This is a genomic window from uncultured Brevundimonas sp. (assembly GCF_963974615.1).
Classification (GTDB): domain Bacteria; phylum Pseudomonadota; class Alphaproteobacteria; order Caulobacterales; family Caulobacteraceae; genus Brevundimonas.
In genome coordinates this window covers 1-20,206 of sequence record NZ_CAXBDH010000018.1, presented here as the reverse complement: position 1 = coordinate 20,206, position 20,206 = coordinate 1, and the positions used below count along the sequence as shown (strand labels likewise).

Sequence of the window (20,206 nt, the reverse complement as noted above, 5' to 3'; positions counted from 1 at the left end):
GGCTCCTTCGTCAAGGTGAATCTCGAATTCCATGTCGGCCAGGTCACCATTCCCGTGCGAAGGTCAGGTTTTTCAGCTGTTTTTCAGGTGATTGTCGCACCCGTATCCCGCCATAAATTTGACGCAACACCACCAGAGGTTCAATCGCATTGAACGTCTTTCATGCATCGTTTCATAACCCGCCAGAGTCGGGCCGCACCACCACCCCTTCAAGGACATTGTCGATGCGTGCACGTTCCGGCTGGCTGAATCCAGCATTCGCCGCCCTCTGCGCCACTGGAGGCCTGCTGGCCGTTTTCGACCCGGCATCGGCGCAATCAGTGCCCTCGGTCCTGCCGGATATCGTCGTCAATTCGCACCGCGCACCGGCCGGTGAAACCTTCGTGGTCGAGCGCGCCGAACTGTCGCCCGATGGTCGGCGCATCGCCTATGTGGCAGCCTTGGGCAACGTGCGTCGCCTTAGGGTTGAGGCATTGGACGGCAGCGCCTCAACGACATCGGATCTCGCCGGAATCGACCTGCGCGATCTGACCTGGGCGGGCAACACCCACATTCTTCTAACCCTGATGCGCCAGAGCCTGACCGACACCAATGTCGACAACGGCATCTTCAGCGCCATGGCCTTCAACGTCGATCGCAACGCCTGGGAAACTCTGCTGCTGAACCGGACGGCAGGCAACGAGCTCGGCGTTGCGTCAATGCACGCCATCGGAACCCGTATACCCAACCAGCCGCGCCTCCTTCCGATCATCTTCGAACGCCCCTCCGTCCGCACCGTCGACGGACGAACCGAAGTATTCATCAGCACGCTCAGCCTCGACGGTTCATGCCGCTATGGTGTCTACAGCATCGATCTCGACACATCCGCGACCCGCCGCAGCGACACGGGCACCACGCGAACGGACGCCATGGTGCTGCACGGCAACGGCGAACTGGGAGCCCTGACCCAACAGGGGCACCTGCGCATCCGCGATGGCGTTGCCCTGCGTACCGTCAACCTGCCGCGGGACGTGGCGATAGAACTGATCGGGCCGGGCCGGGCCGACGGCACATATCTGATCCGCCTCGGAGCCGGTGAGGCAACGCAGCTGGTCGAGGTTTCCGGCAGCCGTGGCGAACAGCGCACCATTGTCGACACGGGTGGTATGGTCGACCCCCTGCCTCTGCTCGATGATCAGAGCGGTCGACTGATGGGGCTGATCGGCCATGATCGTGAAGGGCACACGGCCCATCTCTTTTTCGACACGACTCTCGCGATTCACTGGTCGGACATCAAAGCCGCCTTCCCGGATGACGAACTGACCATCGCCTCGTGGTCGGCTGATCTCGACAAGATCATCGTCTACGCCGAGCGGGAAGATGGTGCCGATTTCCATCTGGTCGATTTTTCAAGCGGCGTTTCCCGGCTGCTGGCCCCCAGCTACCTTCCGCGCGGAGACTTCGACCTGGACCGCACCGGCAATACGGCATCGATCGACATCCGGCGAGCAGCGGCTGCCCGCATCGTAGACCCCCGGATCCTGTGCCGGGACGCCCGGGATCCCGGGGAATAGATTGTCCCGCCGCCATCTGATCCACGGGGTGCCGTGGATCAGTCGCTAGGCAGCGGGCACCGTCGACACCCGCACGTTTTTCCGCACCCACAGCCAGGCCAGGCTGGTCACCGCAAAGAAAGCGACTGTCGGCAGAATATAGCCCGGCGCGGCCGCGGCCACGGCGGCCACGCTGAACGCCAGCCCCAGGATCGCGACCACCCGGTCACGCGGCCGTCCGGCCAGCCGGAACAGACTCACGGCGCACAGACCGTAGATGGCCAGGCTCAGCACCGAGGTCAGGCCGACCAGGACGCCGAACTGACCACCCAGGGTCGGTTGGTTCGAAATCACCGCCACCACCGACATGATCGCCCCGCCCAGCAAAGGATTTGCGATCGGAGTCTTGTCTCCAAGACCGAAGCCCGACGGCAGGAAGCCCTGCCGTGCCGCCGCCCGCGCCGTCTCTCCGCCCAGCATGACCCAGCCACTGAGGGTGCCAGTAGCCTTGATTACGGTGCAGGCTGCCGCCACCCCGCCGATTGAGGCCCCGAAGACCCGCGCGATCAAGTCGGCATAGGGGCTGGACGACTGGACCAGCACACCGGCCGGAATGACTCCGAACACGGCCACGGTCGCGGCGATATAGACCACGGCCGCCAGCAACACCCCGGCGATCGTCGCCCGGCCGACGTCGCGAGCCGGATCCTTGACCCGGGCCGACAGCACCGCGGCGCTCTCCACCCCCAGGAAGGCCCAGAAGATAATCGCCAGCGAGGCCGGTACGCTCTGGGCCAGCGGGGCATTTGACGGACTCCACGAGGCGGCGAAAACCGCGGGGTCGAAGGCCACTACGCCCGCGGCCACGGCAACGGCGATCGGGGCCAGACCAATGGCCAGGGCCAGGGCAGCGAACCGCGCCGCGACCCGCGCGCCGACGATATAGGCTCCGGTCGTCAGCCAGATCAGCGCCAGACAACTGAACACGGCCCCGACGGGCGTCTTCAGCACGGGAAAGAAATAGCCGAGGTAGCCGGTGGCCGCCACGGCGATGGCGACGTTGCCGACGAGGCAGGCGGTCCAGAAGGCCAGAGCCGTCTGAAAGGCGAAGAACCGCCCCAAGCCCCGCTCGGCATAACCTGACAGGCCGTCCGCGTCCGGCTGCAGTCGGCCGAGCGCGGCGAACACCAGGGCCAGGGTGACGGCCCCGATCGCCGCCACGACCCAGCCGACAATGCTGGAGCTCCCGGTCGGGGCCAGGGTCGCGGGCAGCAGGTACAATCCCGAACCGATCATGTTACCGGCCACGACCAGGGCGGCCAGGCCCCAGCCCAGATGATGGGCAGAGTCGGTCGTGTCGGTCATGGGTGGACCTTTCCTATGCGGTCCTGAAACCAGGCCACCGCGACTTCATGTTTCGGACTCAGTATGCCCCGATCATAGGCCCCGGCTGACAGATTGCGCTGCACCGCCTCGCAGATCGTCGCATCCTCGGCCGTCAGCCGGTCCGATGCGGACAGGACCTCGCCCAGGGCCGCCGCACCGCCGTCATGCAGGAACAGATAGTCGAGCCGGGTTCGGCCGGGCCCGGTCGGGGTGATGCGCTCAATCATGGCGCTGTCACGATAGACGTTGATACCGAGATTGGGCCACAGCCAACCCCAGACCCCGGCCTGTGGACCGTCATTGACCCCGACCGCATCCTGTACCACCAGATCGTCGTCGATGCGGACGCGGTAGTCGGCCCCGCCCAGCTCATCGGCCAGCATCGGGTGGACGGCCCCGATGTGGTAACCTTCGAGATAGTTCTCGGCATAGACCTTCCAGTCACAGTCGAGATCGTGGCTGCGGCGCAGCGCCGGAGGAGCGATGGTCAGACCCCGCTCGTCGAGCAAGGCTTCCAGCGGGGCTACCAGATCAGACAATGGCCCGGCTTCAGGGTCAGTATTAACGAACACCAGCCCGCTCCAGGTCTCCAGCCTCAGGGGGAACAGGCCGAATTCGCGCGGGTCGAACCCCTCGGCCGCCCCGAAGCCGGTCGCCGCCCGTAGCCGCCCGTCCAGCGCATAGCGCCAGCCGTGATAGGCGCACACCAGTTCGCCGTCACACCGGCCGCGTTCGCCGGTGACCAGTGGCCCGGCCCGGTGGCGGCAGACGTTGTGAAAAGCCCGCAACGTCCCGTCGGCCCCGCGCACCACCACCAGACGCAACCCGGCCATGTCCGTGGCGATCCAGTCTCCGGGATCCGCCGCCTCGGCCTCATGGCCGATGAACAGCCAGGCGCGCCTGAACACCCCCTCGCGTTCGCGAGCCCAGGCCTCGGGGTCGCCATAGAGGTGGGCGGGAAGCGTGAGTTGCATCCAGTGACAAGGCCCTCCCCCCGGCGCGAGGTCAACGGTACCGCTGGCCCCCCTTGCGTTTCGCCCCGGTCCCGGGCGATGGACTCGTCATGAGCATCACCACGGTCGGCCTCGATGCCGACGACACCCTCTGGCACAACGAAACCATCTTCCGCCTGACCCAGGCACGGTTCCTCGACCTGCTGACCGACCACGACAATGACGCCATCGCCGCGCGTCTGGCCGAGGTCGAGCGCCGCAACCTGCGGCTCTACGGCTACGGGGTGAAGGGCTTCACCCTGTCGATGATCGAGACGGCGATGGAGCTGTGCGACGGCGATCCGCCGCCGCGGGCCCTGCGTGAAATCCTCGCCGCCGGGCGCGAGATGCTGGCCCATCCGGTCGAAACCCTCCCGGGCGTGGCCGAAACCCTCGCCGACCTGGCCGACCGCTACCGGCTGGTGCTGATCACCAAGGGCGACCTGATGGACCAGGAACGCAAGCTGGCCGCCTCGGGCCTGGACGAACTGTTCAGCGGCGTCGAGATCGTCTCGGAAAAGGATCGCGCGACCTATGACCGGGCCTTCACCCGCCACGGCACCGGCGCGGCGCAGGCGGTGATGGCCGGCAATTCGATGAAGTCCGACGTGATACCGGCGCTGGAGGCCGGGGCCTGGGCGGTCCACATCCCCTATCACATCACCTGGGCCCACGAGCTGGCCGACGCCCCCGAGGCCCATCCGCGCTTCGGCCTGCTGGACACCATCGCCGCCCTTCCGGCATGGATCAACGACCGGCCGGACCGATAAGCGCTTGTCGCGCGGCGGTCGCGTCTCTAAACGGACCGCTTAACCGACAACCAGAACGCCAAGGGCCCGCATTGCGCGTCCCTGACCGTTCGCGCGCGAGGATCCGAGGCCCTGTCCGACGCCCTGACCAGCCACGAAGACCGGGATGCGATGATCCGCGCCTCGCTCGCGTCGCATGGGGATTCGGGGGTCACGCCGCGCCACACCCTGTTCTATTTCTACGGTGAGGGTGACCACGACGATTTGAACGAGGTGGCGCGTCGCGCCGGCTTCCTGACCCGGGGCCAGGACGACTGTACCATCCTCGAAACCACCATGGCGGTGGACGCGGCCTCGTTCGCGCCCGTTTCTTCCATGATGCAATCCTGGGCCGCGGCCTTCCAGCTGGACTATGACGGCTGGGAGTGTGCGGTCGTGACGAACTGAAGACCCAAGAAGAAGAGCCTCAGGCCCATGCCCAAACGTACAGACATCCAGTCGATCCTGATCATCGGTGCCGGACCGATCGTGATCGGGCAGGCCTGTGAATTCGACTATTCGGGCGTGCAGGCATGCAAGGCGCTGAAGGCCGAGGGCTACCGGGTCATCCTGGTCAATTCCAACCCCGCCACCATCATGACCGACCCGGAGGTGGCCGACGCCACCTATATCGAGCCGATCACCCCGGAGTTCGTCGAGCGCATCATCGCCAGGGAACGCCCCGACGCCCTGCTGCCGACCATGGGCGGGCAGACGGCCCTGAACACCGCCCTGGCGCTGGACGCTTCGGGCGCGCTGAAAAAATGGGGCGTCGAGATGATCGGCGCGAAAGCCGACGTCATCGACAAGGCCGAGGATCGCCAGAAATTCCGCAACGCCATGGACAAGCTGGGCCTGGAATCGCCCCGCTCCAAGGCCATCCACAACATCGACGAGGCCGAGGACGCCCTCGCCTTCGTCGGCCTGCCGGCCATCGTCCGACCCAGTTTCACCCTGGCCGGCACCGGCGGCGGCATCGCCTACAATGTCGAGGAATACTACGAGATCGTCGCCCACGGCCTCGACCTGTCCCCGACCACCGAGGTGCTGGTCGAGGAGTCGGTGCTGGGCTGGAAAGAATACGAGATGGAGGTGGTCCGCGACACGGCGGACAACTGCATCATCATCTGCTCGATCGAGAACATCGATCCGATGGGGGTGCACACCGGCGACTCCATCACCGTGGCCCCGGCCCTGACGCTGACCGACAAAGAGTACCAGCGGATGCGCACGGGCTCGATCAATGTGCTGCGCGAGATCGGCGTCGAGACCGGCGGGTCGAATGTGCAGTGGGCCATCAACCCGGCCGACGGCCGCATGGTGGTGATCGAGATGAACCCGCGCGTGTCGCGCTCCTCGGCCCTGGCCTCCAAGGCCACCGGCTTCCCCATCGCCAAGGTCGCCGCGCGGCTGGCCGTCGGCTACACGCTGGATGAGCTGACCAACGACATCACCAAGGTCACCCCGGCCAGCTTCGAGCCGAGCATCGACTATGTCGTCACCAAGATCCCGCGCTTTGCCTTCGAGAAATACCCCGGTGCCGAGGCCACCCTGTCGACCTCGATGAAGTCGGTCGGCGAGGTCATGGCCATCGGCCGCACCTTCCAGGAGTCGATGCAGAAGGCCCTGCGCGGGCTGGAGACCGGCCTCAACGGCTTCGACGAGATCGAGATCGAGGGCGTCGCCGGGGCCGAGGACGACGCCGGGGCCCGCGCCGCCGTGCTGCGCGCCCTGGGCCAGCCCACCCCCGACCGCATCCTCGTCATCGCCCAGGCCTTCCGCCACGGCCTGACCGTCGAGGAGATCAACGCCGCCTGTTCATACGAGCCGTGGTTCCTGCGCCAGATCGCTGACATCGTGCGCGAAGAGGGACATGTGAAGGTCAAGGGGTTGCCGGGGGGCGACCTCAACAAGCCCTTCCCCCTTGATGGGGGAAGGGTTGGGATGGGGGTGAAACCGGCCGGAGCAGACTCCACCGCCACCGCCTCATCGTCCGACACTTTCACCCCCATCCCCGGCCCTTCCCCCATCAAGGGGGAAGGGGGCGATGTGGCGGCGAAGGAGTTCAGGCGTTTAAAATCCAAAGGCTTCTCCGACGCGCGTCTGGCGCAACTGACCGGCACGACCGAGGCCGCCGTCCGCACGCTGCGCCGGTCTCTGAACGTCCGCCCGGTGTTCAAGCGCATCGACACCTGCGCGGCCGAGTTCGCCTCGGCCACCGCCTATATGTATTCGACCTATGAGACCGGGGCCCTGGGCCAGGTCCCACAGTGTGAGTCCGCGCCAACCGACAGAAAAAAGGCGATTATTCTGGGTGGCGGGCCGAACCGGATCGGGCAAGGCATCGAGTTCGACTACTGCTGCTGCCACGCGGCCTTCGCCTTCGCCGACATCGATGTCGAAAGCATCATGGTCAACTGCAATCCCGAGACGGTCTCGACCGACTATGACACCTCGGACCGGCTGTATTTCGAGCCGCTGACGGCCGAGGACGTGCTGGAGCTGATCGATGTCGAGCGGTCGAACGGCAATCTGATCGGCGTGGTCGTCCAGTTCGGCGGCCAGACGCCGCTGAAACTGGCCCATGCGCTGCAGGAGGACGGCGTGCCGATCCTGGGCACCAGCGTCGACTCGATCGACCTGGCCGAGGACCGCGAACGTTTCCAGAAGATGCTCAATGACATCGGTCTGATCCAGCCGCCCAACGGCCTGGCCCGCTCGGCTGAAGAGGCCGCGCAGAAGGCCGATGAGGTCGGCTATCCCGTCGTGCTGCGACCCTCCTATGTGCTGGGCGGGCGCGGCATGGTCATCGTCCACGACCGCGAACAGCTGGACCGCTATGTCGGTGAGGCCATGCGGGTCTCGGGCAAGGATCCCGTACTGATCGACCACTATCTGAACCGCGCCACCGAGGTCGACGTCGACGCCCTGTGTGATGATGAGACGGTGTTCGTGGCCGGGGTGCTGGAACACATCGAAGAAGCCGGCGTCCATTCCGGCGACAGCGCCTGCTCGATGCCACCCTTCTCGCTGCGGCCCGAAATCATCGACGAGCTGAAGCGCCAGACCGAGGCCATGGCCCGGGCCCTGAAGGTGCGCGGCCTGATGAACGTCCAGTTCGCCATCGAGGAGCCGCACAGCGCCGAACCGCGCATCTTCGTGCTCGAGGTCAATCCGCGCGCCAGCCGCACCGTGCCGTTCGTGGCCAAGACCATTGGCCATCCGGTCGCCTCGATCGCCGCCAAGGTCATGGCCGGGGTACCGCTGAAATCCTTCGGCCTGACGGACCAGCCGTACGACCATATCGCGGTCAAGGAGGCCGTCTTTCCGTTCGCCCGCTTCGCCGGGGTCGACACCATCCTCGGCCCCGAGATGCGCTCGACCGGCGAGGTCATGGGGCTGGACTGGAAACGCGACGGTGAGGCCGACATGGCCCCGGCCTTCGCCCGCGCCTTCGCCAAGTCCCAGATCGGCGGCGGCACCACCCTGCCCGTCTCCGGCTGTGCCTTCGTTTCGGTCAAGGACGCCGACAAACCCTTCATCGTCGAGGCGGTGAAGACCCTGATCGGCGAGGGTTTCACCATCTTGGCCACCGGCGGCACCCACAGCTATCTGGTCGAGCAGGGGCTGGAGGTCGGTCATGTGAAGAAGGTGCTGGAAGGCCGCCCCCACATCGTCGACGCGATGAAGAACGGCGAGGTCCAGCTGGTGTTCAACACCACCGAGGGCAAGCAGTCGCTGCAGGACAGCTTCTCCCTGCGCCGCACCGCCCTGATGATGAAGATGCCCTATTACACCACCGCCGCGGGGGCCCTGGCCGCCGCCCAGGCCATCGGGGCCATCAAGGCCGGCGAGCTGGATGTGCGCCCGATCCAGGACTACGCCCACTGAAGGGACGAAACGGTCAGTTCGTGACCATTTTGACCAGTCAGTCGGGCCGGGACCGGCGGTAATCCGGCCAGTCCGGCCAGAGACATGGGCCACAACCGGGGTCGATAAGCGCGACAATCCGGGGGGACACCGGAGACAATCCCGGGACAAACCGGCGACAACGGGCCGCGACAACAGGGACAACGGGGACAAGGGCGCGCCAGCAGCGGCGTGCGGCCGTTCCTGACGCAGGCACGGGCCATACTGTCGGCATGGAGCACCATCGTCTGCGCAAATATCGCGGGCCGGAAACCTGGGCCATGGTCAAGGCCGCCTATGTCGCCGGAGAATCGGCCCCGTCCGTGGCCCGGCGTTTCGACGTCGGCCTGTCCAATCTGCGGCGGCGGGCCATGGCCGAGGGCTGGACCCGCAGCCGCATCGCCGAACATCTGGACCTGAAACCGGTGCGCGGCGGGGCCGATGGACCGGGGCCGGGGCTGGGGCCCCTGACTCCCTCGCCGTCGCCCGCCGATGCGGCCGAGCCGCCGTGGATCGATCCGGACCTGGCCGTGGCGCGCGCCATCCGCCGCGCCGCCTGGCTGGTCAGCGAAGGCCGCGCCGGTGAGGCCCGGGCCTTGATCCGGGCGGCGGAGGCATTGAGGCAGCTGGACGCACGACGTGGTACCTAGAACCTCCGCCCCCGCGACCGGGCGCGGCAGGGGCACGGACAGAGCACAGACCATGACATTCCCGCCGGTTATCGCCCTTGCCCTGTCCGGTCTGACAGTGACCAGCCTCGGCAGTTTCGGCCTGTTCTGGTTCGACAAGGTCCGGGCCCGCAACCACGGCCGCCGGGTGCCCGAACGCACCCTGCTGTGGGCCGCCCTGTTCGGCGGCACCGGGGCATGGCTGGGCCAACAACTGCTGCGTCACAAGACCCGCAAACAGCCGTTCCGTTCGTGGCTGGGTCTGGTGTTGATCCTGCATGGGCTGCTGGTCGCGGCGGGTCTGGTGGTCCTCGTCCTGCGCTGACACCAACGCCGCGGCAGATGAACCAGACGTAACTCGACCCCGTCACATGACCGTGGTCTCTGAAGCGTCCATCGGGGAGCGGGTTCATGCGAAATGTCACACGGGTCAGTCCCGGCTTCTATCTGCTGCTGTTCGTCGTCGCCTTCGTCACCTTCGTCCTGCACGAAGGGGCGCACTGGCTGGCCGGAACCACGCTCGGCCATGACATGGTCGTCAGCCTGAACGGCAGCCACGCCACCACGCCCACCAGCGCGCTGGACGGCATGCTGATCTCGGCCGCCGGTCCGGTGGTGACCCTGATTCAGGGCCTCCTCGCCCTGGTTCTGGTCCGGATGTTCAACAGCACGGCCGCCTATGCCTTCCTGTTCTTCGCCGCCTTCATGCGGTTGATGGCCGCCGGGGTCAGCCTGTTCAATCCCAATGACGAGGCCCGGATCAGCCTCTATTTCGGTCTGGGTCAATGGACCCTGCCCCTGCTGATGGTCGCGGTTCTGGGGATCATGACCGTGATCGGCAGTCGGCACCTGCGGCTGTCATGGCAGACCAATGCCCTCGCCTGGTTGACGGCGTCGGTCGCCGTCTCGGCCATCGTCGGCCTCGACATGCTGCTGACCCGGGGCTGACGACCTTGGCCGGTCCGGGACCGGCCGCTAATGTGCGGTCTGTTGGCCGGACGGAGCCGCCCCCGATGACAGGATCGCCGATCAGTGCCGGGGTCGTGCATGCAGGCGTCGACATCGGCCGCACGGCACCGCTGCGCCGTTGTCATCCCGGACGCCGCGCAGCGGTGATCCGGGACGCTTGAGCGCAGAAATTCGATCCTCCCGGAAGCGGCGTCAGCCGCTATCCGGGAGACAGGTCAGGATCCAGCGCGGCGGAACCCGTCTCCCGGACAATCGCGCCGCGATTTCCGGGAGGTTCGGATCTATGCGGGCATGCCGTCCCGGGTCGCCGCCTTCGCGGCGTCCGGGATGACAAGGTGGCTGGCCTTTGCGCAGGTCGATTCGCCGCTACCGACCCGTTGCGGCCCTAACGGGAAAGCGGGCCAGCACGCGGCCTCATCCGCGCATAGCGGCCAGTTGTCGTTCGAGACTTTTGCTCAACGGGGCCGTGCAGGCGGCGAACAGTTCTTCGAATTCGGCCGGGGCCACCGCCTGCTGAGCAGCTTTCGCTGATGCGGTCCATTTTCCTTCCGGGTCGCCTGCGTCGAGCTTCCCCGTGTAGTAGGACTGCATAATCAGGAGGTCAGGGTTGCTGGGCCGTCCTTTGGACGCCAAGCTGGCGACGGCCCAGCACTTCAAGTCAGCTTCCTGTGAAGTTCCGCTGCAGCCCGCCAGCAAGAACCCTAACAGGCTGAGCAGCAAGAACCGAGGCATCATCTCACTCCATTGGGCGAACGCGTGTCGTTCGAAGCTTGTGAGTAGAGACCGGCGCTGAATGAATGGTTAGCGGTTGGAGCAAGTCGGCATTTTGCCAAGTTTTTGGGCCGCTTCCCCCCTTAGCTGACCTTCCGCGAGTCCGCTTTTGGCGACTTCCCAGCGGCGACCGGACTGACTTGTCCTGCCCCCCGCACGGCCTCACTCCAGCCCGCTGACCATCTCCGCAATCACCCCCGCCGCCCGCGCCTGATCTTCGACATCGAGCGTCGTCAGCGCCACCGTGCCCAGCACGGTGCGGTCGCGGCGGTCGCTGGTGCGGGCATAGGCGGGGTCGTAGTGGGCCTCCATCAGCTGGGCCGCCAGAGGTTCAATCTCGCCGCGCGTGGCCATGGCCCGCCAGTCGCTGATCGTCGCCTTCGCATGGTGGCGCGGCAGGCGGCTCAGCGCCCGGTCCAGCCGTGCGGGGTCGGCGGCGATCTCGACATAGGTCTCGACGATATGACGGGCGCGCGCCGCCAGCGGGGCCGACAGGGTGATGACCTGTCCCGTGCCCATGGCGGCCCACAGGCCGGGCGGCACGGTGCGCTCGCCGACGCGACTGCTCTCGGCCTCGACCACGATCGGCCGCGCCGGGTCGAGGCGCTGGATAGCGTCATACAGCCGGCTCTCAAACGCCTTTTGCGACGGCTGGCCGTCCGGCATGGCTCCGAACAGCGAACCGCGGTGATTGGCCAGCCCCTCCAGATCGATCGTCTGGACCCCGTGGGCCGCCAGTCGCTTCAGAATCTCGGTCTTGCCGCAGCCGGTCGGGCCGTCGATCAGCACGATGCGCAGGGCCGGCGGGGCGTCATACAGGCCCGCCACCACCTGCCGTCGCCAGGTCTGGTAGCCGCCCTCCAGCAGGGTCACCGGCCAGCCGACCTGATCCATCACCGTGACCATGGCCCCCGAGCGCTGGCCGCCGCGCCAGCAATAGACCAGCGGCTGGAAACTGCCGTCGCGGTCGGCCAGCGCGCCTTCCAGATGGTCGGCGATATTGCGGGCGACGATGGCCGCGCCGCTGCGCCGGGCGAGGAATTTCGAGGTCTGGACATAGGTGGTGCCGACTTCGGCCCGCTGGGCGTCGTCCAGCACCGGCAGGTTGATCGCGCCCGGCACATGGTCCTCGGCGAACTCGGCCGGGCTACGCACATCGATGATGGCGTCAAAGGCCTCGCGCGCGGCCGGGTCCAAGTCGGTGGTGCGCCGGATCATTCAGCCGAAAACCCGGACCACGGCCGGACCCGCGACCACCCGGCCGACCACCGCTGCCCGGTCGAAGCCGTCGGCCCGCACCAGATCCAGCACCGCCCCGGCCCGGTCCACCGCCACGGCGATCAGCAGGCCGCCGCTGGTCTGGGGGTCGGTCAGCAGGTCGCGCCGCCAGTCGTCGAAGCCGTCAGGCAGGACCACGCCCTCGCCATAGCTGGCCCAGTTGCGGCCCGAGGCCCCGGTGCGCATGCCGTCCCGGGCCAGGGCCTCGACCCCGTCCAGCAGCGGCGCGGCGGCGGCCTCGATCTCGACCGTCAGGTTCGAGCCGCGCGCCATCTCCAGCCCGTGCCCCAGCAGGCCGAAGCCGGTGACGTCGGTGACCGCATGGACCCCGGTCCTCCCAGCCAGTTTCGCCCCCGGGGTGTTCAGCTGTGTGGTCGAGCCGATCAGGGCGGCATAGCCGGCCTCGCGCAGCTTCTCCTGTTTGAAGGCGGCACTGAGGATGCCGACTCCCAGACCCTTGGTCAGGATCAGCACGTCCCCGGCCCGGGCCCCGCGATTGGTCAGGACCTGATCGGGATGCACCAGCCCCAGGGCGACGAGGCCATAGATCGGCTCGACACTGTCGATCGAATGGCCGCCCGCCACCGGAATGCCCGCGGCGGCGCAGACGCTGGCCCCGCCGGCGAGAATCTGCCCGATGGTCGCCGTCGACAGGGTGGCGACCGGCATCCCCACCAGGGCCAGGGCGAAGATCGGCGTCGCCCCCATCGCATAGACATCGGACAGGGCGTTGGTCGCGGCGATCCGGCCGAAGTCGAACGGATCGTCGACCACCGGCATGAAAAAGTCCGTGGTCGCCACCAGCGCCTGCTGATCATTCAACCGCCACACCGCCGCGTCGTCGCTGGTCTCGGTCCCGACCATCAGATTGGCGAACACTGCCGCCTGCGGCATGCCCGACAGAATGTCGCGCAGCACGGCCGGGGCCAGCTTGCAGCCACAGCCGCCACCATGGGCGAGGGAGGTCAGTCGGGGTTCGGGCGTGCTCATGGATGCAGCCATAGCCGACCCGGGCCCGCCGCCAAAGCCCGACGCCGATTGACCGCCCTGCGGCGATGGGCAACGGTGGCCGGACATTCACAGGCGGGGGCTGACACCATGCGATTCCGGACCACACTCGCGGCGGCGACCGCCGTCCTGGCGCTTGCCGTCGCCCTGCCGGCCTCGGCCCAGGACGCGGCGCTGAAATCCGCCATCCAGCAGGACTACGACGCCAACCTGGCCGCCCTGTTCGATGACTTCCACCGCCATCCCGAGCTGTCGGGGCTGGAGGTCCGCACCGCCGGCATCATCGCCGCCCAGCTGACCGCCCTCGGCTATGACGTCACCCCCGGCGTCGGCGGCACAGGCGTGGTCGCCGTGCTGCGCAACGGCGACGGGCCCACTGTGATGATCCGCGCCGACATGGACGGCCTGCCGCTGCAGGAGGCGACCGGCCTGGCCTATGCCTCGACCGTGCGTCAGGTCGACAGCGACGGGGTCGAGAAGCCGGTCATGCACGCCTGCGGCCACGATGTGCACATCACCGCCCTGATCGGCACCGCCCGCCAGCTGATGGCCCGCCGCGCCGACTGGTCCGGCACCCTGGTGCTGATCGCCCAGCCGGCCGAGGAACGCATCTTCGGGGCCCGGGCCATGGTCGAGGACGGCCTCTACACCCGCTTTCCCAAGCCCGACTATGCCCTGGCCTTCCACGTCGCCGCCGGTGTGCCCGCGGGCCGGGTCTCGGTACCGCTGGCCATCCATTCCTCCAGCTCGGACAGCGTCGACATCGCCGTTCACGGCGTCGGCACCCACGGGGCCTACCCCAATCTGGGCGTCGACCCGGTGCTGGTCGCCTCGACCATCGTCGTCAATCTGCAGTCGCTGCGCAGCCGTACGGTCAACCCGCTGGAAGGGGCCGTGGTCACGGTCGGGGCCATCCACGGCGGCATCAAGCACAACATCATCTCCGACCGGGTCGACATGCAACTGACCGTCCGGGCCGACAGCCCCGAAGTCCGCACCCTGCTGCTGGACGGCATCGACCGCGTCGCCCGCGGCACCGCTATCGCCCTGGGCGTGCCCGAAAACCTGATGCCGACCGTGGTGCGCTCGGCCACCGAGACCACGCCGCCGACCCTCAATGACACCCCGACCGCCACGCGGGTCCGCGCCGCCATCGCCGGGGCCATGGGCGAGTCGACGATGATCGATGAACCACGCAAGGGCATGGGGGCCGAGGATTTCGCCTATTTCGTCACGCCCGAGAGCGGGGTGAAAGGCGTCTATTTCGACGTCGGCGGCACGCCCGTGGCCGATCTGGACACCGCCGCCGGTCACCATTCGCCCCTGTTCCGCATCGCACCCGAACCCTCGGTCACCGCCGGGGTCGAGGCCATGGTCGTGGCAGCCGAGAGCCTGATGCCGAAGGGGTGAAGGCCCTTGCCGGACGTCGCGTCACCCGCCCATGGTGATGTGACAGTCCGGAGCGCCCCCATGATCATCGTCCATCACCTGAACGACTCCCGCTCGCAGCGGGTGCTGTGGCTGCTCGAGGAGCTGGGCCTGGCCTATGAGGTCAAACGCTATCAGCGCGATGCGAAGACCAGCCTGGCCCCGGCGGCGCTGAAGGCCATCCATCCGCTGGGCAAGTCGCCGGTGATCGAGGACGGCGACGTCCGCGTGGCCGAGACTGGGGCCATCATCGACTATCTGCTGGACGCCCACGGCAACGGCCGGCTGAAACCGGCCGCCGGCACGGATGCGGCGCGGCGCTTCACCTACTGGCTCCACTATGCCGAGGGTTCGGCGATGACGCCGCTGTTGCTGAAACTGGTGTTCAGCCAGTTGCCGAAACGCTCACCCCTGCTGATCCGCGGCGTGGTCAAGGCCGTGGCGAACAAGGTGCAGCAGACCTTTATCGATCCGCAGATCGCCACCCACACGGCCTACTGGGAAGATGAACTGGGCCGGTCCGCCTGGTTCGCCGGCGACGAATTCAGTGCCGCCGACATCATGATGAGCTTCCCGCTGGAAGCCGCCGGCAGCCGCGTGCCGTTCGGACGGGACAAGCCGCGCATCACCGCCTTCCTCAAGACCATCCACGCCCGGCCCGCGTGGCAGCGGGCGCTGGAACGCGGCGGACCCTACAGCTACGGCTGAGCGACCCGCGGTCTGCAACCGCCCGCCAGGTTCGGCGTTAACCGGCCATGCACCTGCACACCACCCACGTTGTCGCCGGCCTGCTTGCCGCGATCGCCTTCTGCCTCGCCTTTATGGCGGCGGGGGTGTTTTTCGTCTCGTTCCTGTTCATGGGACTGGGACTGGTCGCAGTCGGCTGGCTGGCCTGGAGCCTGATCCGTCAGGTCCGTTCAGGGTCACGAAATCGAGTGGCTTGAGTCTTGGGCTCCGGTGCCCTACCCTCTTTGGCCGGTCGCTAGCGCCCAGCGACTATCAGTGCCGAGTAAGTCTCTCAGTCGGGCGAAGCAAGAAACTCACGACACTATGGAAAAAGTGCCCATGACGGGCGAGGGCTACCGTGTCCTCGACGATCAGCTGAAGCAATTGAAGTCGGTCGAACGGCCAAGCGTCATCGCGGCAATCTCCGAGGCGCGCGCGCACGGCGACCTGTCCGAAAACGCCGAATACCATGCCGCCAAGGAGCGGCAAGGCTGGATCGAGGGTCAGATCGCTGACATCGAGGACAAGATTTCGCGCGCCCAGGTCATCGACGTGTCGAAACTGTCGGGCTCCACGGTCAAATTCGGAGCCACGGTCACCGTGGTCGACGAGGACACCGAGGAAGAGGGTCGCTACCAGATCGTCGGCGAACATGAAGCCGATGTGAAACAGGGGCGGATCTCCGTCTCCTCGCCAATCGCCCGCGCCATGATCTCGAAAGAGGTCGGCGACGTGGTCGAGGTCAACACCCCCGGCGGGGTCAAGGCCTATGAGATCCTCAAGGTCGAGTGGAAATAGACACCGCCACGCGACCGCTCACGGTCTGGGTCGTCTCCGACGGCCGGGCCGGAATCGAGAATCAGGCGCTGGGTCTGGCCGAGGCCGTCCAGCGCCTGACCCCGGCCGATATTGTCGTCAAACGCATCCGCTGGCGGCCCCGGGCCGACTGGCTGCCGACCGCGCTCAAAATTCCGGCCCTGCTGGACCCGTCCTCGGATTCCGTCACCCCTGACCCCGGTCAGGCCTGGCCCGATCTGTGGATCGCCACCGGCCGTGCCACCCTGCCCCTCAGCCTGACCGCCCGTCACCGCTCCGGTGGTCGCACCTTCGTGGTCCAGACCCAGGACCCGCGCCTGTCACCGTCGCGCTTCGACATGGTGGTGGCCCCGGCCCATGACGAACTGGCCGGCGACAATGTCTTCCGCATCACCGGCTCGCCGCACCGGGTCACGCCCGGCCGGCTGGCGGCGGCGGCCCCGGCCTTCGCCGAACAGCTGGACGCCCTGCCGCGTCCGCGCGTCGCCGTGCTGATCGGTGGCCGTTCGAAGGCATTTGACCTGCCCGCGGCCCACGCCGCCGGCCTGGCCGACCGCATCACCCGGGCCGTTCGCGCGGCCGGTGGCTCCATAATGCTGACGTTCTCGCGCCGCACCCCCGCCGCGGCCCGGGCCATCATGATCGACCGCCTCAAGGCCCTGCCCGGTCTGATCTGGGACGATCAGGGAGCCAATCCCTATTTCGCCTTCCTGCACGCCGCCGACCACGTGCTGGTCACCGAGGACAGCGCCAACATGGCCGCCGAGGCCGCCGCGACCGGCCACCCCGTCCACATTCTGCCGATGGTGCCGCTGAAGCCCGGCGGCAAATTCGCCCGGTTGCACGCCGATCTCGAGCACCGTGGGGCGACCCGGCCGTTCGCCGACGGCTTCCAACCCTGGACCTATACGCCCCTGACCGAGACCGACCGCGCCGCGCGCGCCGTGCTCGAGGCCATGGCGGCACGTTAGGCACCGGTTCGCTTCAACCGCGAAGGCAGTGCCCCATACAGGGTAGCCGGTGTCGTCTGGAGCACGCCCGCCGCAGGGCGACGACGGAGACCACCCTGTTTTGCTCTAGCTGAGGGCGATCCGCGCCAGGTTGCGGTCGCGACGCTCGCAGGTCGGTCCGTCGGCCTCGGCCAAGGCCACGCCCATCGTGGTCAGGGCGGCGACGAACCGGGCCTGCGCCCCCGGCGGCGCGACCGTGCCTTCGGCCACCTCGGCTGCCGGTTCGGGGCGGCAGAAGCTGACCCGGGGCCGGGCCCGCCAACGCCCCAGGGCCCAGGCGGCCAGCTGAACCGCTTCGGGGTCGCCCAGATCGACCGTGTTCAAGGCCGTCAGCGGCGGCGTGACCCATATGGCCACACCCTCGAAACGCCCCTGCAGCCCCTTCTCCAGCGCATAGGCGCTGGCCAGATCGAGGCCGGCGTCAGGACGCAGAAGCACAATGGCCTTGGTGCCGGAATCGTCGGTCATCACCGCGTCGGTGGCGAAGGGTACGGCGTCGGTCAACCGGGTTCGCAGGGTCTCGGCGGCCGTGGGGGTCGACACCGGACTGGCCTGGACCGCCCGCGCCGCCGCGCGCGGATCAGCGACCACGATCTGGTCGAGGCTGACCTTGACCGGGGTATGCAGGGCCGCATTCAGCCGCTCCTGCAGCCGTGACTGGGCATCGGGGATCAGGGTGCGGGTGCTGATCAGGGCCGAAACCGTGGTCTCGTTGTGGGCGCTGCGGACCTCCAGCAGGGTGACCCGCGAATCCGCGCCGCTGAAGATGTTGGCGACCGCGATCCGGGTCTCGGCCGTCGCCCGGCTCTCCAGTCCGATCGAGCGCAGCGACACCACCAGCGGGGCAGCGAGGACGGCGAATACCAGCAGCACGGCGATGCCCTGCCACGGAGCCGGGCGTTCGCCCAGCCGCGGCCGGAAGCCGAAGAAGCCCGCCGTCAGGGTCGCGGCCAGGGCGATGGCCACCAGATTGGTCATGAACAGGAAGAAGGCCCCGCCGGCGATACGCCAGTCTGCGGTCCCCAGGCCGAAACCGATGGTGGCGATAGGCGGCATCAGGGCGGTGGCGATGGCCACGCCGATGATGGTCTCGCCCCTCTGGCGGACCACGGCATAGGCCCCGGCCACGCCCGAGAACACCGCGATCAGCAGGTCGAAGAAATTGGGACGGGTCCGGGCCAGAATCTCCGCCGTCGGCTCCTTCAGCGGCGACACCCACGTCAGCAGCAGGGCGACGAACAAGGCCACGGCCAGACCGATGCCGACGGCCGTCAACGCCCGTTTCAGCTCGTCCCAGTCCAGCAGGGTCAACGAGAACCCCAGGGCCACGATCGGCCCCATCATCGGCGACACCAGCATGGCCCCGATGACCACGGCCGGCGAACCCAGCATCAGGCCCAGGGTGGCGATCGCCGCCGAGATCACCGTCATGATCAGATAGCGGCCGCTCATCCCGCCGTTTTCGTAGACACTCAGCGCCACGCCATCGTGATCCACGCCGCGCCGGGAAAGGGCCAGCATCCGGTGGGTGAAGCTGCGGACGTTGCGCATACCCGCGCCGGTGTCGGTCATTCGAAAGGTCCTGAACAGATAGGGGTGAGACCGGCGGCCGTCACTCGCCGCCGCGGCGGCGGTCCAAACGATCCAGCAACAGGCCGACGATGATACCCGCGGCGGTGCCGACGGTCAGGCCGATGATCAACTCGCCCAGCAGCAGGCCGGTGACGGCTCCGACAGCCAGACCGAGTGCCAGACCAATTCCGATGAAACTGCGTCCGTCCACGATGATCTCCCGTGCTTTGCGACTTCCGTACCATCCTAGCATCGCGCGCGGGGGAATCAGCGCCTAAATAGAGGCCATGAACACTCTCCGTACCGTCCGCGTCGCCATCATCGGTTCCGGCCCCGCCGGCTGGACCGCCGCCATCTATGCCGCCCGCGCCATGCTGGAACCGGTGATCATCGCCGGCCTGCAACCCGGCGGCCAGCTGACCATCACCACCGATGTCGAGAACTATCCCGGCTTCGCCGAGGTCATCCAGGGCCCCTGGCTGATGGAACAGATGAAGGCCCAGGCCGAGCATGTCGGCACCGAAATCATCGAGGACATCGTCGTCTCGGCCGACCTGTCGCAACGACCGTTCCGTCTGAAGCTGGATTCCGGCACCGAGATGCTGGCGGAAACGGTCATCATCTCCACCGGGGCCCAGGCCAAATGGCTGGGGCTGGAGAGCGAGCAGACCTATCAGGGCTTCGGTGTTTCGGCCTGTGCCACCTGCGACGGCTTCTTCTATCGCGGCAAGGAAGTCATCGTCGTCGGTGGCGGCAATACCGCCGTCGAGGAGGCGCTGTTCCTGACCAATTTCGCGTCGAAAGTCACCGTGGTCCACCGCAAGGCCGAGTTCCGCGCAGAACGCATCCTGCAGGACCGTCTGTTCGCCAATCCCAAGGTCGAGGTGATCTGGGATCATCAGGTCGACGAGATTCTGGGTGTCACCGCCGACGGCGGCAGCAATGTCACCGGCGTCCGGCTGAAACACGCGCAGACGGGGGAAACCCGCGAAGTCGCCGCCGACGGGGTCTTCATCGCCATCGGTCACGCTCCGTCGTCGGAGCTGTTCAGGGATCAGCTGGAAACCAAGACCGGCGGCTATCTGGTGGTCAAGCCAGGCTCCACGGCCACGGCAATCGAAGGGGTCTATGCCGCCGGGGACGTCACCGACGACGTCTATCGTCAGGCGGTTACGGCTGCGGGCATGGGCTGTATGGCGGCGCTGGAGGCGGTGCGTTTCCTCGCCGAGGAAGACCACAAGGCGGCCCACAAACCGATCAGCCACCACGAGGCTGAAAAGATCGGGGTCTGGTGACGTCCTAGATGTGGAGCCTCAACAGGTTGTCCTCGGCGAGGGCGAGTCTGCTGATGGG

20 protein-coding genes are annotated in these 20,206 nt (G+C 67.4%); 13 read left to right on the top strand and 7 right to left on the bottom strand.

All coding sequences use genetic code 11. The features are described from left to right. The first annotated feature begins 224 nt into the window (after window positions 1-224). Window positions 225-1,553, top strand: a complete 1,329-nt coding sequence (locus AAC050_RS12445) for a hypothetical protein (RefSeq protein ID WP_339915409.1) — start codon at window positions 225-227, stop codon at window positions 1,551-1,553. A gap of 45 nt (window positions 1,554-1,598) precedes the next feature. On the opposite strand, the gene AAC050_RS12440 is transcribed toward AAC050_RS12445, so the two are convergent. Next, window positions 1,599-2,897, bottom strand: coding sequence for an amino acid permease (locus AAC050_RS12440; protein ID WP_339915408.1), 1,299 nt, complete (start codon window positions 2,895-2,897; stop codon window positions 1,599-1,601). Next, complete coding sequence (locus AAC050_RS12435) at window positions 2,894-3,892, bottom strand: SRPBCC family protein (RefSeq protein WP_339915407.1); 999 nt, start codon at window positions 3,890-3,892, stop codon at window positions 2,894-2,896. The genes AAC050_RS12440 and AAC050_RS12435 overlap by 4 nt, the downstream gene beginning before the upstream one ends. A gap of 89 nt (window positions 3,893-3,981) precedes the next feature. Between AAC050_RS12435 and AAC050_RS12430 the strand changes: the two genes are divergently transcribed. The 6 genes from AAC050_RS12430 (at window position 3,982) to AAC050_RS12405 (ending at window position 10,223) form a co-directional block, all read left to right on the top strand. Continuing rightward, a complete protein-coding gene (locus AAC050_RS12430; protein ID WP_339915406.1) occupies window positions 3,982-4,680 on the top strand; it encodes an HAD family hydrolase in 699 nt (232 codons plus the stop codon). A gap of 150 nt (window positions 4,681-4,830) precedes the next feature. Next, window positions 4,831-5,106 (top strand): ribonuclease E inhibitor RraB, encoded by a 276-nt coding sequence (locus AAC050_RS12425; RefSeq protein ID WP_339915405.1) that lies wholly within the window; start codon window positions 4,831-4,833, stop codon window positions 5,104-5,106. A 27-nt stretch (window positions 5,107-5,133) separates the two neighbouring features. Then, on the top strand, window positions 5,134-8,589 hold the full coding sequence (gene carB / locus AAC050_RS12420) for a carbamoyl-phosphate synthase large subunit (protein WP_339915404.1): 3,456 nt from the start codon (window positions 5,134-5,136) through the stop codon (window positions 8,587-8,589). A gap of 251 nt (window positions 8,590-8,840) precedes the next feature. Then, window positions 8,841-9,257 (top strand): hypothetical protein, encoded by a 417-nt coding sequence (locus AAC050_RS12415; RefSeq protein WP_339915403.1) that lies wholly within the window; start codon window positions 8,841-8,843, stop codon window positions 9,255-9,257. A 52-nt stretch (window positions 9,258-9,309) separates the two neighbouring features. Next, a complete protein-coding gene (locus tag AAC050_RS12410; RefSeq protein ID WP_339915402.1) occupies window positions 9,310-9,600 on the top strand; it encodes a DUF1294 domain-containing protein in 291 nt (96 codons plus the stop codon). Between the two features lie 86 nt (window positions 9,601-9,686). Further along, complete coding sequence (locus tag AAC050_RS12405; protein ID WP_339915401.1) at window positions 9,687-10,223, top strand: hypothetical protein; 537 nt, start codon at window positions 9,687-9,689, stop codon at window positions 10,221-10,223. A gap of 435 nt (window positions 10,224-10,658) precedes the next feature. On the opposite strand, the gene AAC050_RS12400 is transcribed toward AAC050_RS12405, so the two are convergent. The 3 genes from AAC050_RS12400 to selD all read right to left on the bottom strand — a co-directional run bounded on the left by AAC050_RS12400 (window position 10,659) and on the right by selD (window position 13,283). Continuing rightward, window positions 10,659-10,964, bottom strand: coding sequence for a hypothetical protein (locus tag AAC050_RS12400; protein ID WP_339915400.1), 306 nt, complete (start codon window positions 10,962-10,964; stop codon window positions 10,659-10,661). 213 nt (window positions 10,965-11,177) lie between these two features. Further along, window positions 11,178-12,233, bottom strand: coding sequence for a tRNA 2-selenouridine(34) synthase MnmH (gene mnmH, locus AAC050_RS12395; RefSeq protein ID WP_339915399.1), 1,056 nt, complete (start codon window positions 12,231-12,233; stop codon window positions 11,178-11,180). Beyond that, window positions 12,234-13,283, bottom strand: coding sequence for a selenide, water dikinase SelD (gene selD, locus AAC050_RS12390; protein ID WP_339915398.1), 1,050 nt, complete (start codon window positions 13,281-13,283; stop codon window positions 12,234-12,236). A 108-nt stretch (window positions 13,284-13,391) separates the two neighbouring features. Between selD and AAC050_RS12385 the strand changes: the two genes are divergently transcribed. The 5 genes from AAC050_RS12385 (at window position 13,392) to AAC050_RS12365 (ending at window position 17,242) form a co-directional block, all read left to right on the top strand. Continuing rightward, window positions 13,392-14,711, top strand: coding sequence for an amidohydrolase (locus AAC050_RS12385; RefSeq protein WP_339915397.1), 1,320 nt, complete (start codon window positions 13,392-13,394; stop codon window positions 14,709-14,711). A gap of 60 nt (window positions 14,712-14,771) precedes the next feature. Beyond that, window positions 14,772-15,437, top strand: coding sequence for a glutathione S-transferase (locus tag AAC050_RS12380; RefSeq protein ID WP_339915396.1), 666 nt, complete (start codon window positions 14,772-14,774; stop codon window positions 15,435-15,437). Window positions 15,438-15,484: 47 nt separating this feature from the next. Next, a complete protein-coding gene (locus tag AAC050_RS12375) occupies window positions 15,485-15,673 on the top strand; it encodes a hypothetical protein (protein ID WP_339915395.1) in 189 nt (62 codons plus the stop codon). A gap of 106 nt (window positions 15,674-15,779) precedes the next feature. Then, window positions 15,780-16,253 carry a transcription elongation factor GreA gene (gene greA / locus AAC050_RS12370; protein WP_339915394.1) on the top strand — a complete coding sequence of 158 codons (474 nt, stop codon included), beginning with the start codon at window positions 15,780-15,782 and terminating at the stop codon, window positions 16,251-16,253. Beyond that, a complete protein-coding gene (locus tag AAC050_RS12365) occupies window positions 16,244-17,242 on the top strand; it encodes a mitochondrial fission ELM1 family protein (protein WP_339915393.1) in 999 nt (332 codons plus the stop codon). The genes greA and AAC050_RS12365 overlap by 10 nt, the downstream gene beginning before the upstream one ends. A gap of 105 nt (window positions 17,243-17,347) precedes the next feature. Here AAC050_RS12365 and AAC050_RS12360 read toward each other — a convergent pair whose 3' ends face one another. Both AAC050_RS12360 and AAC050_RS12355 read right to left on the bottom strand, forming a co-directional pair. Then, window positions 17,348-18,853, bottom strand: coding sequence for a DUF389 domain-containing protein (locus AAC050_RS12360; RefSeq protein WP_339915392.1), 1,506 nt, complete (start codon window positions 18,851-18,853; stop codon window positions 17,348-17,350). A 40-nt stretch (window positions 18,854-18,893) separates the two neighbouring features. Continuing rightward, window positions 18,894-19,064, bottom strand: a complete 171-nt coding sequence (locus AAC050_RS12355; RefSeq protein ID WP_339915391.1) for a hypothetical protein — start codon at window positions 19,062-19,064, stop codon at window positions 18,894-18,896. Window positions 19,065-19,140: 76 nt separating this feature from the next. Here AAC050_RS12355 and trxB point away from each other — a divergent pair, with 76 nt between their 5' ends. Then, on the top strand, window positions 19,141-20,148 hold the full coding sequence (trxB, locus tag AAC050_RS12350) for a thioredoxin-disulfide reductase (RefSeq protein WP_339915390.1): 1,008 nt from the start codon (window positions 19,141-19,143) through the stop codon (window positions 20,146-20,148). Window positions 20,149-20,206: the final 58 nt, after the last annotated feature.

What these genes read in the sequence shown, in the direction of transcription:
- AAC050_RS12430 (WP_339915406.1), top strand. Translation starts at nt 3,982, where the DNA reads ATGAGCATCACCACGGTCGGCCTCGATGCCGACGACACCCTCTGGCAC.
- AAC050_RS12410 (WP_339915402.1), top strand. Translation starts at nt 9,310, where the DNA reads ATGACATTCCCGCCGGTTATCGCCCTTGCCCTGTCCGGTCTGACAGTG.
- AAC050_RS12415 (WP_339915403.1), top strand. Translation starts at nt 8,841, where the DNA reads ATGGAGCACCATCGTCTGCGCAAATATCGCGGGCCGGAAACCTGGGCC.
- selD (WP_339915398.1), bottom strand. Translation starts at nt 13,283, where the DNA reads ATGAGCACGCCCGAACCCCGACTGACCTCCCTCGCCCATGGTGGCGGC.
- trxB (WP_339915390.1), top strand. Translation starts at nt 19,141, where the DNA reads ATGAACACTCTCCGTACCGTCCGCGTCGCCATCATCGGTTCCGGCCCC.
- AAC050_RS12385 (WP_339915397.1), top strand. Translation starts at nt 13,392, where the DNA reads ATGCGATTCCGGACCACACTCGCGGCGGCGACCGCCGTCCTGGCGCTT.
- mnmH (WP_339915399.1), bottom strand. Translation starts at nt 12,233, where the DNA reads ATGATCCGGCGCACCACCGACTTGGACCCGGCCGCGCGCGAGGCCTTT.
- AAC050_RS12405 (WP_339915401.1), top strand. Translation starts at nt 9,687, where the DNA reads ATGCGAAATGTCACACGGGTCAGTCCCGGCTTCTATCTGCTGCTGTTC.
- AAC050_RS12440 (WP_339915408.1), bottom strand. Translation starts at nt 2,897, where the DNA reads ATGACCGACACGACCGACTCTGCCCATCATCTGGGCTGGGGCCTGGCC.
- AAC050_RS12445 (WP_339915409.1), top strand. Translation starts at nt 225, where the DNA reads ATGCGTGCACGTTCCGGCTGGCTGAATCCAGCATTCGCCGCCCTCTGC.
- carB (WP_339915404.1), top strand. Translation starts at nt 5,134, where the DNA reads ATGCCCAAACGTACAGACATCCAGTCGATCCTGATCATCGGTGCCGGA.
- AAC050_RS12380 (WP_339915396.1), top strand. Translation starts at nt 14,772, where the DNA reads ATGATCATCGTCCATCACCTGAACGACTCCCGCTCGCAGCGGGTGCTG.
- AAC050_RS12425 (WP_339915405.1), top strand. Translation starts at nt 4,831, where the DNA reads ATGATCCGCGCCTCGCTCGCGTCGCATGGGGATTCGGGGGTCACGCCG.
- AAC050_RS12435 (WP_339915407.1), bottom strand. Translation starts at nt 3,892, where the DNA reads ATGCAACTCACGCTTCCCGCCCACCTCTATGGCGACCCCGAGGCCTGG.
- AAC050_RS12375 (WP_339915395.1), top strand. Translation starts at nt 15,485, where the DNA reads ATGCACCTGCACACCACCCACGTTGTCGCCGGCCTGCTTGCCGCGATC.
- AAC050_RS12360 (WP_339915392.1), bottom strand. Translation starts at nt 18,853, where the DNA reads ATGACCGACACCGGCGCGGGTATGCGCAACGTCCGCAGCTTCACCCAC.
- greA (WP_339915394.1), top strand. Translation starts at nt 15,780, where the DNA reads ATGGAAAAAGTGCCCATGACGGGCGAGGGCTACCGTGTCCTCGACGAT.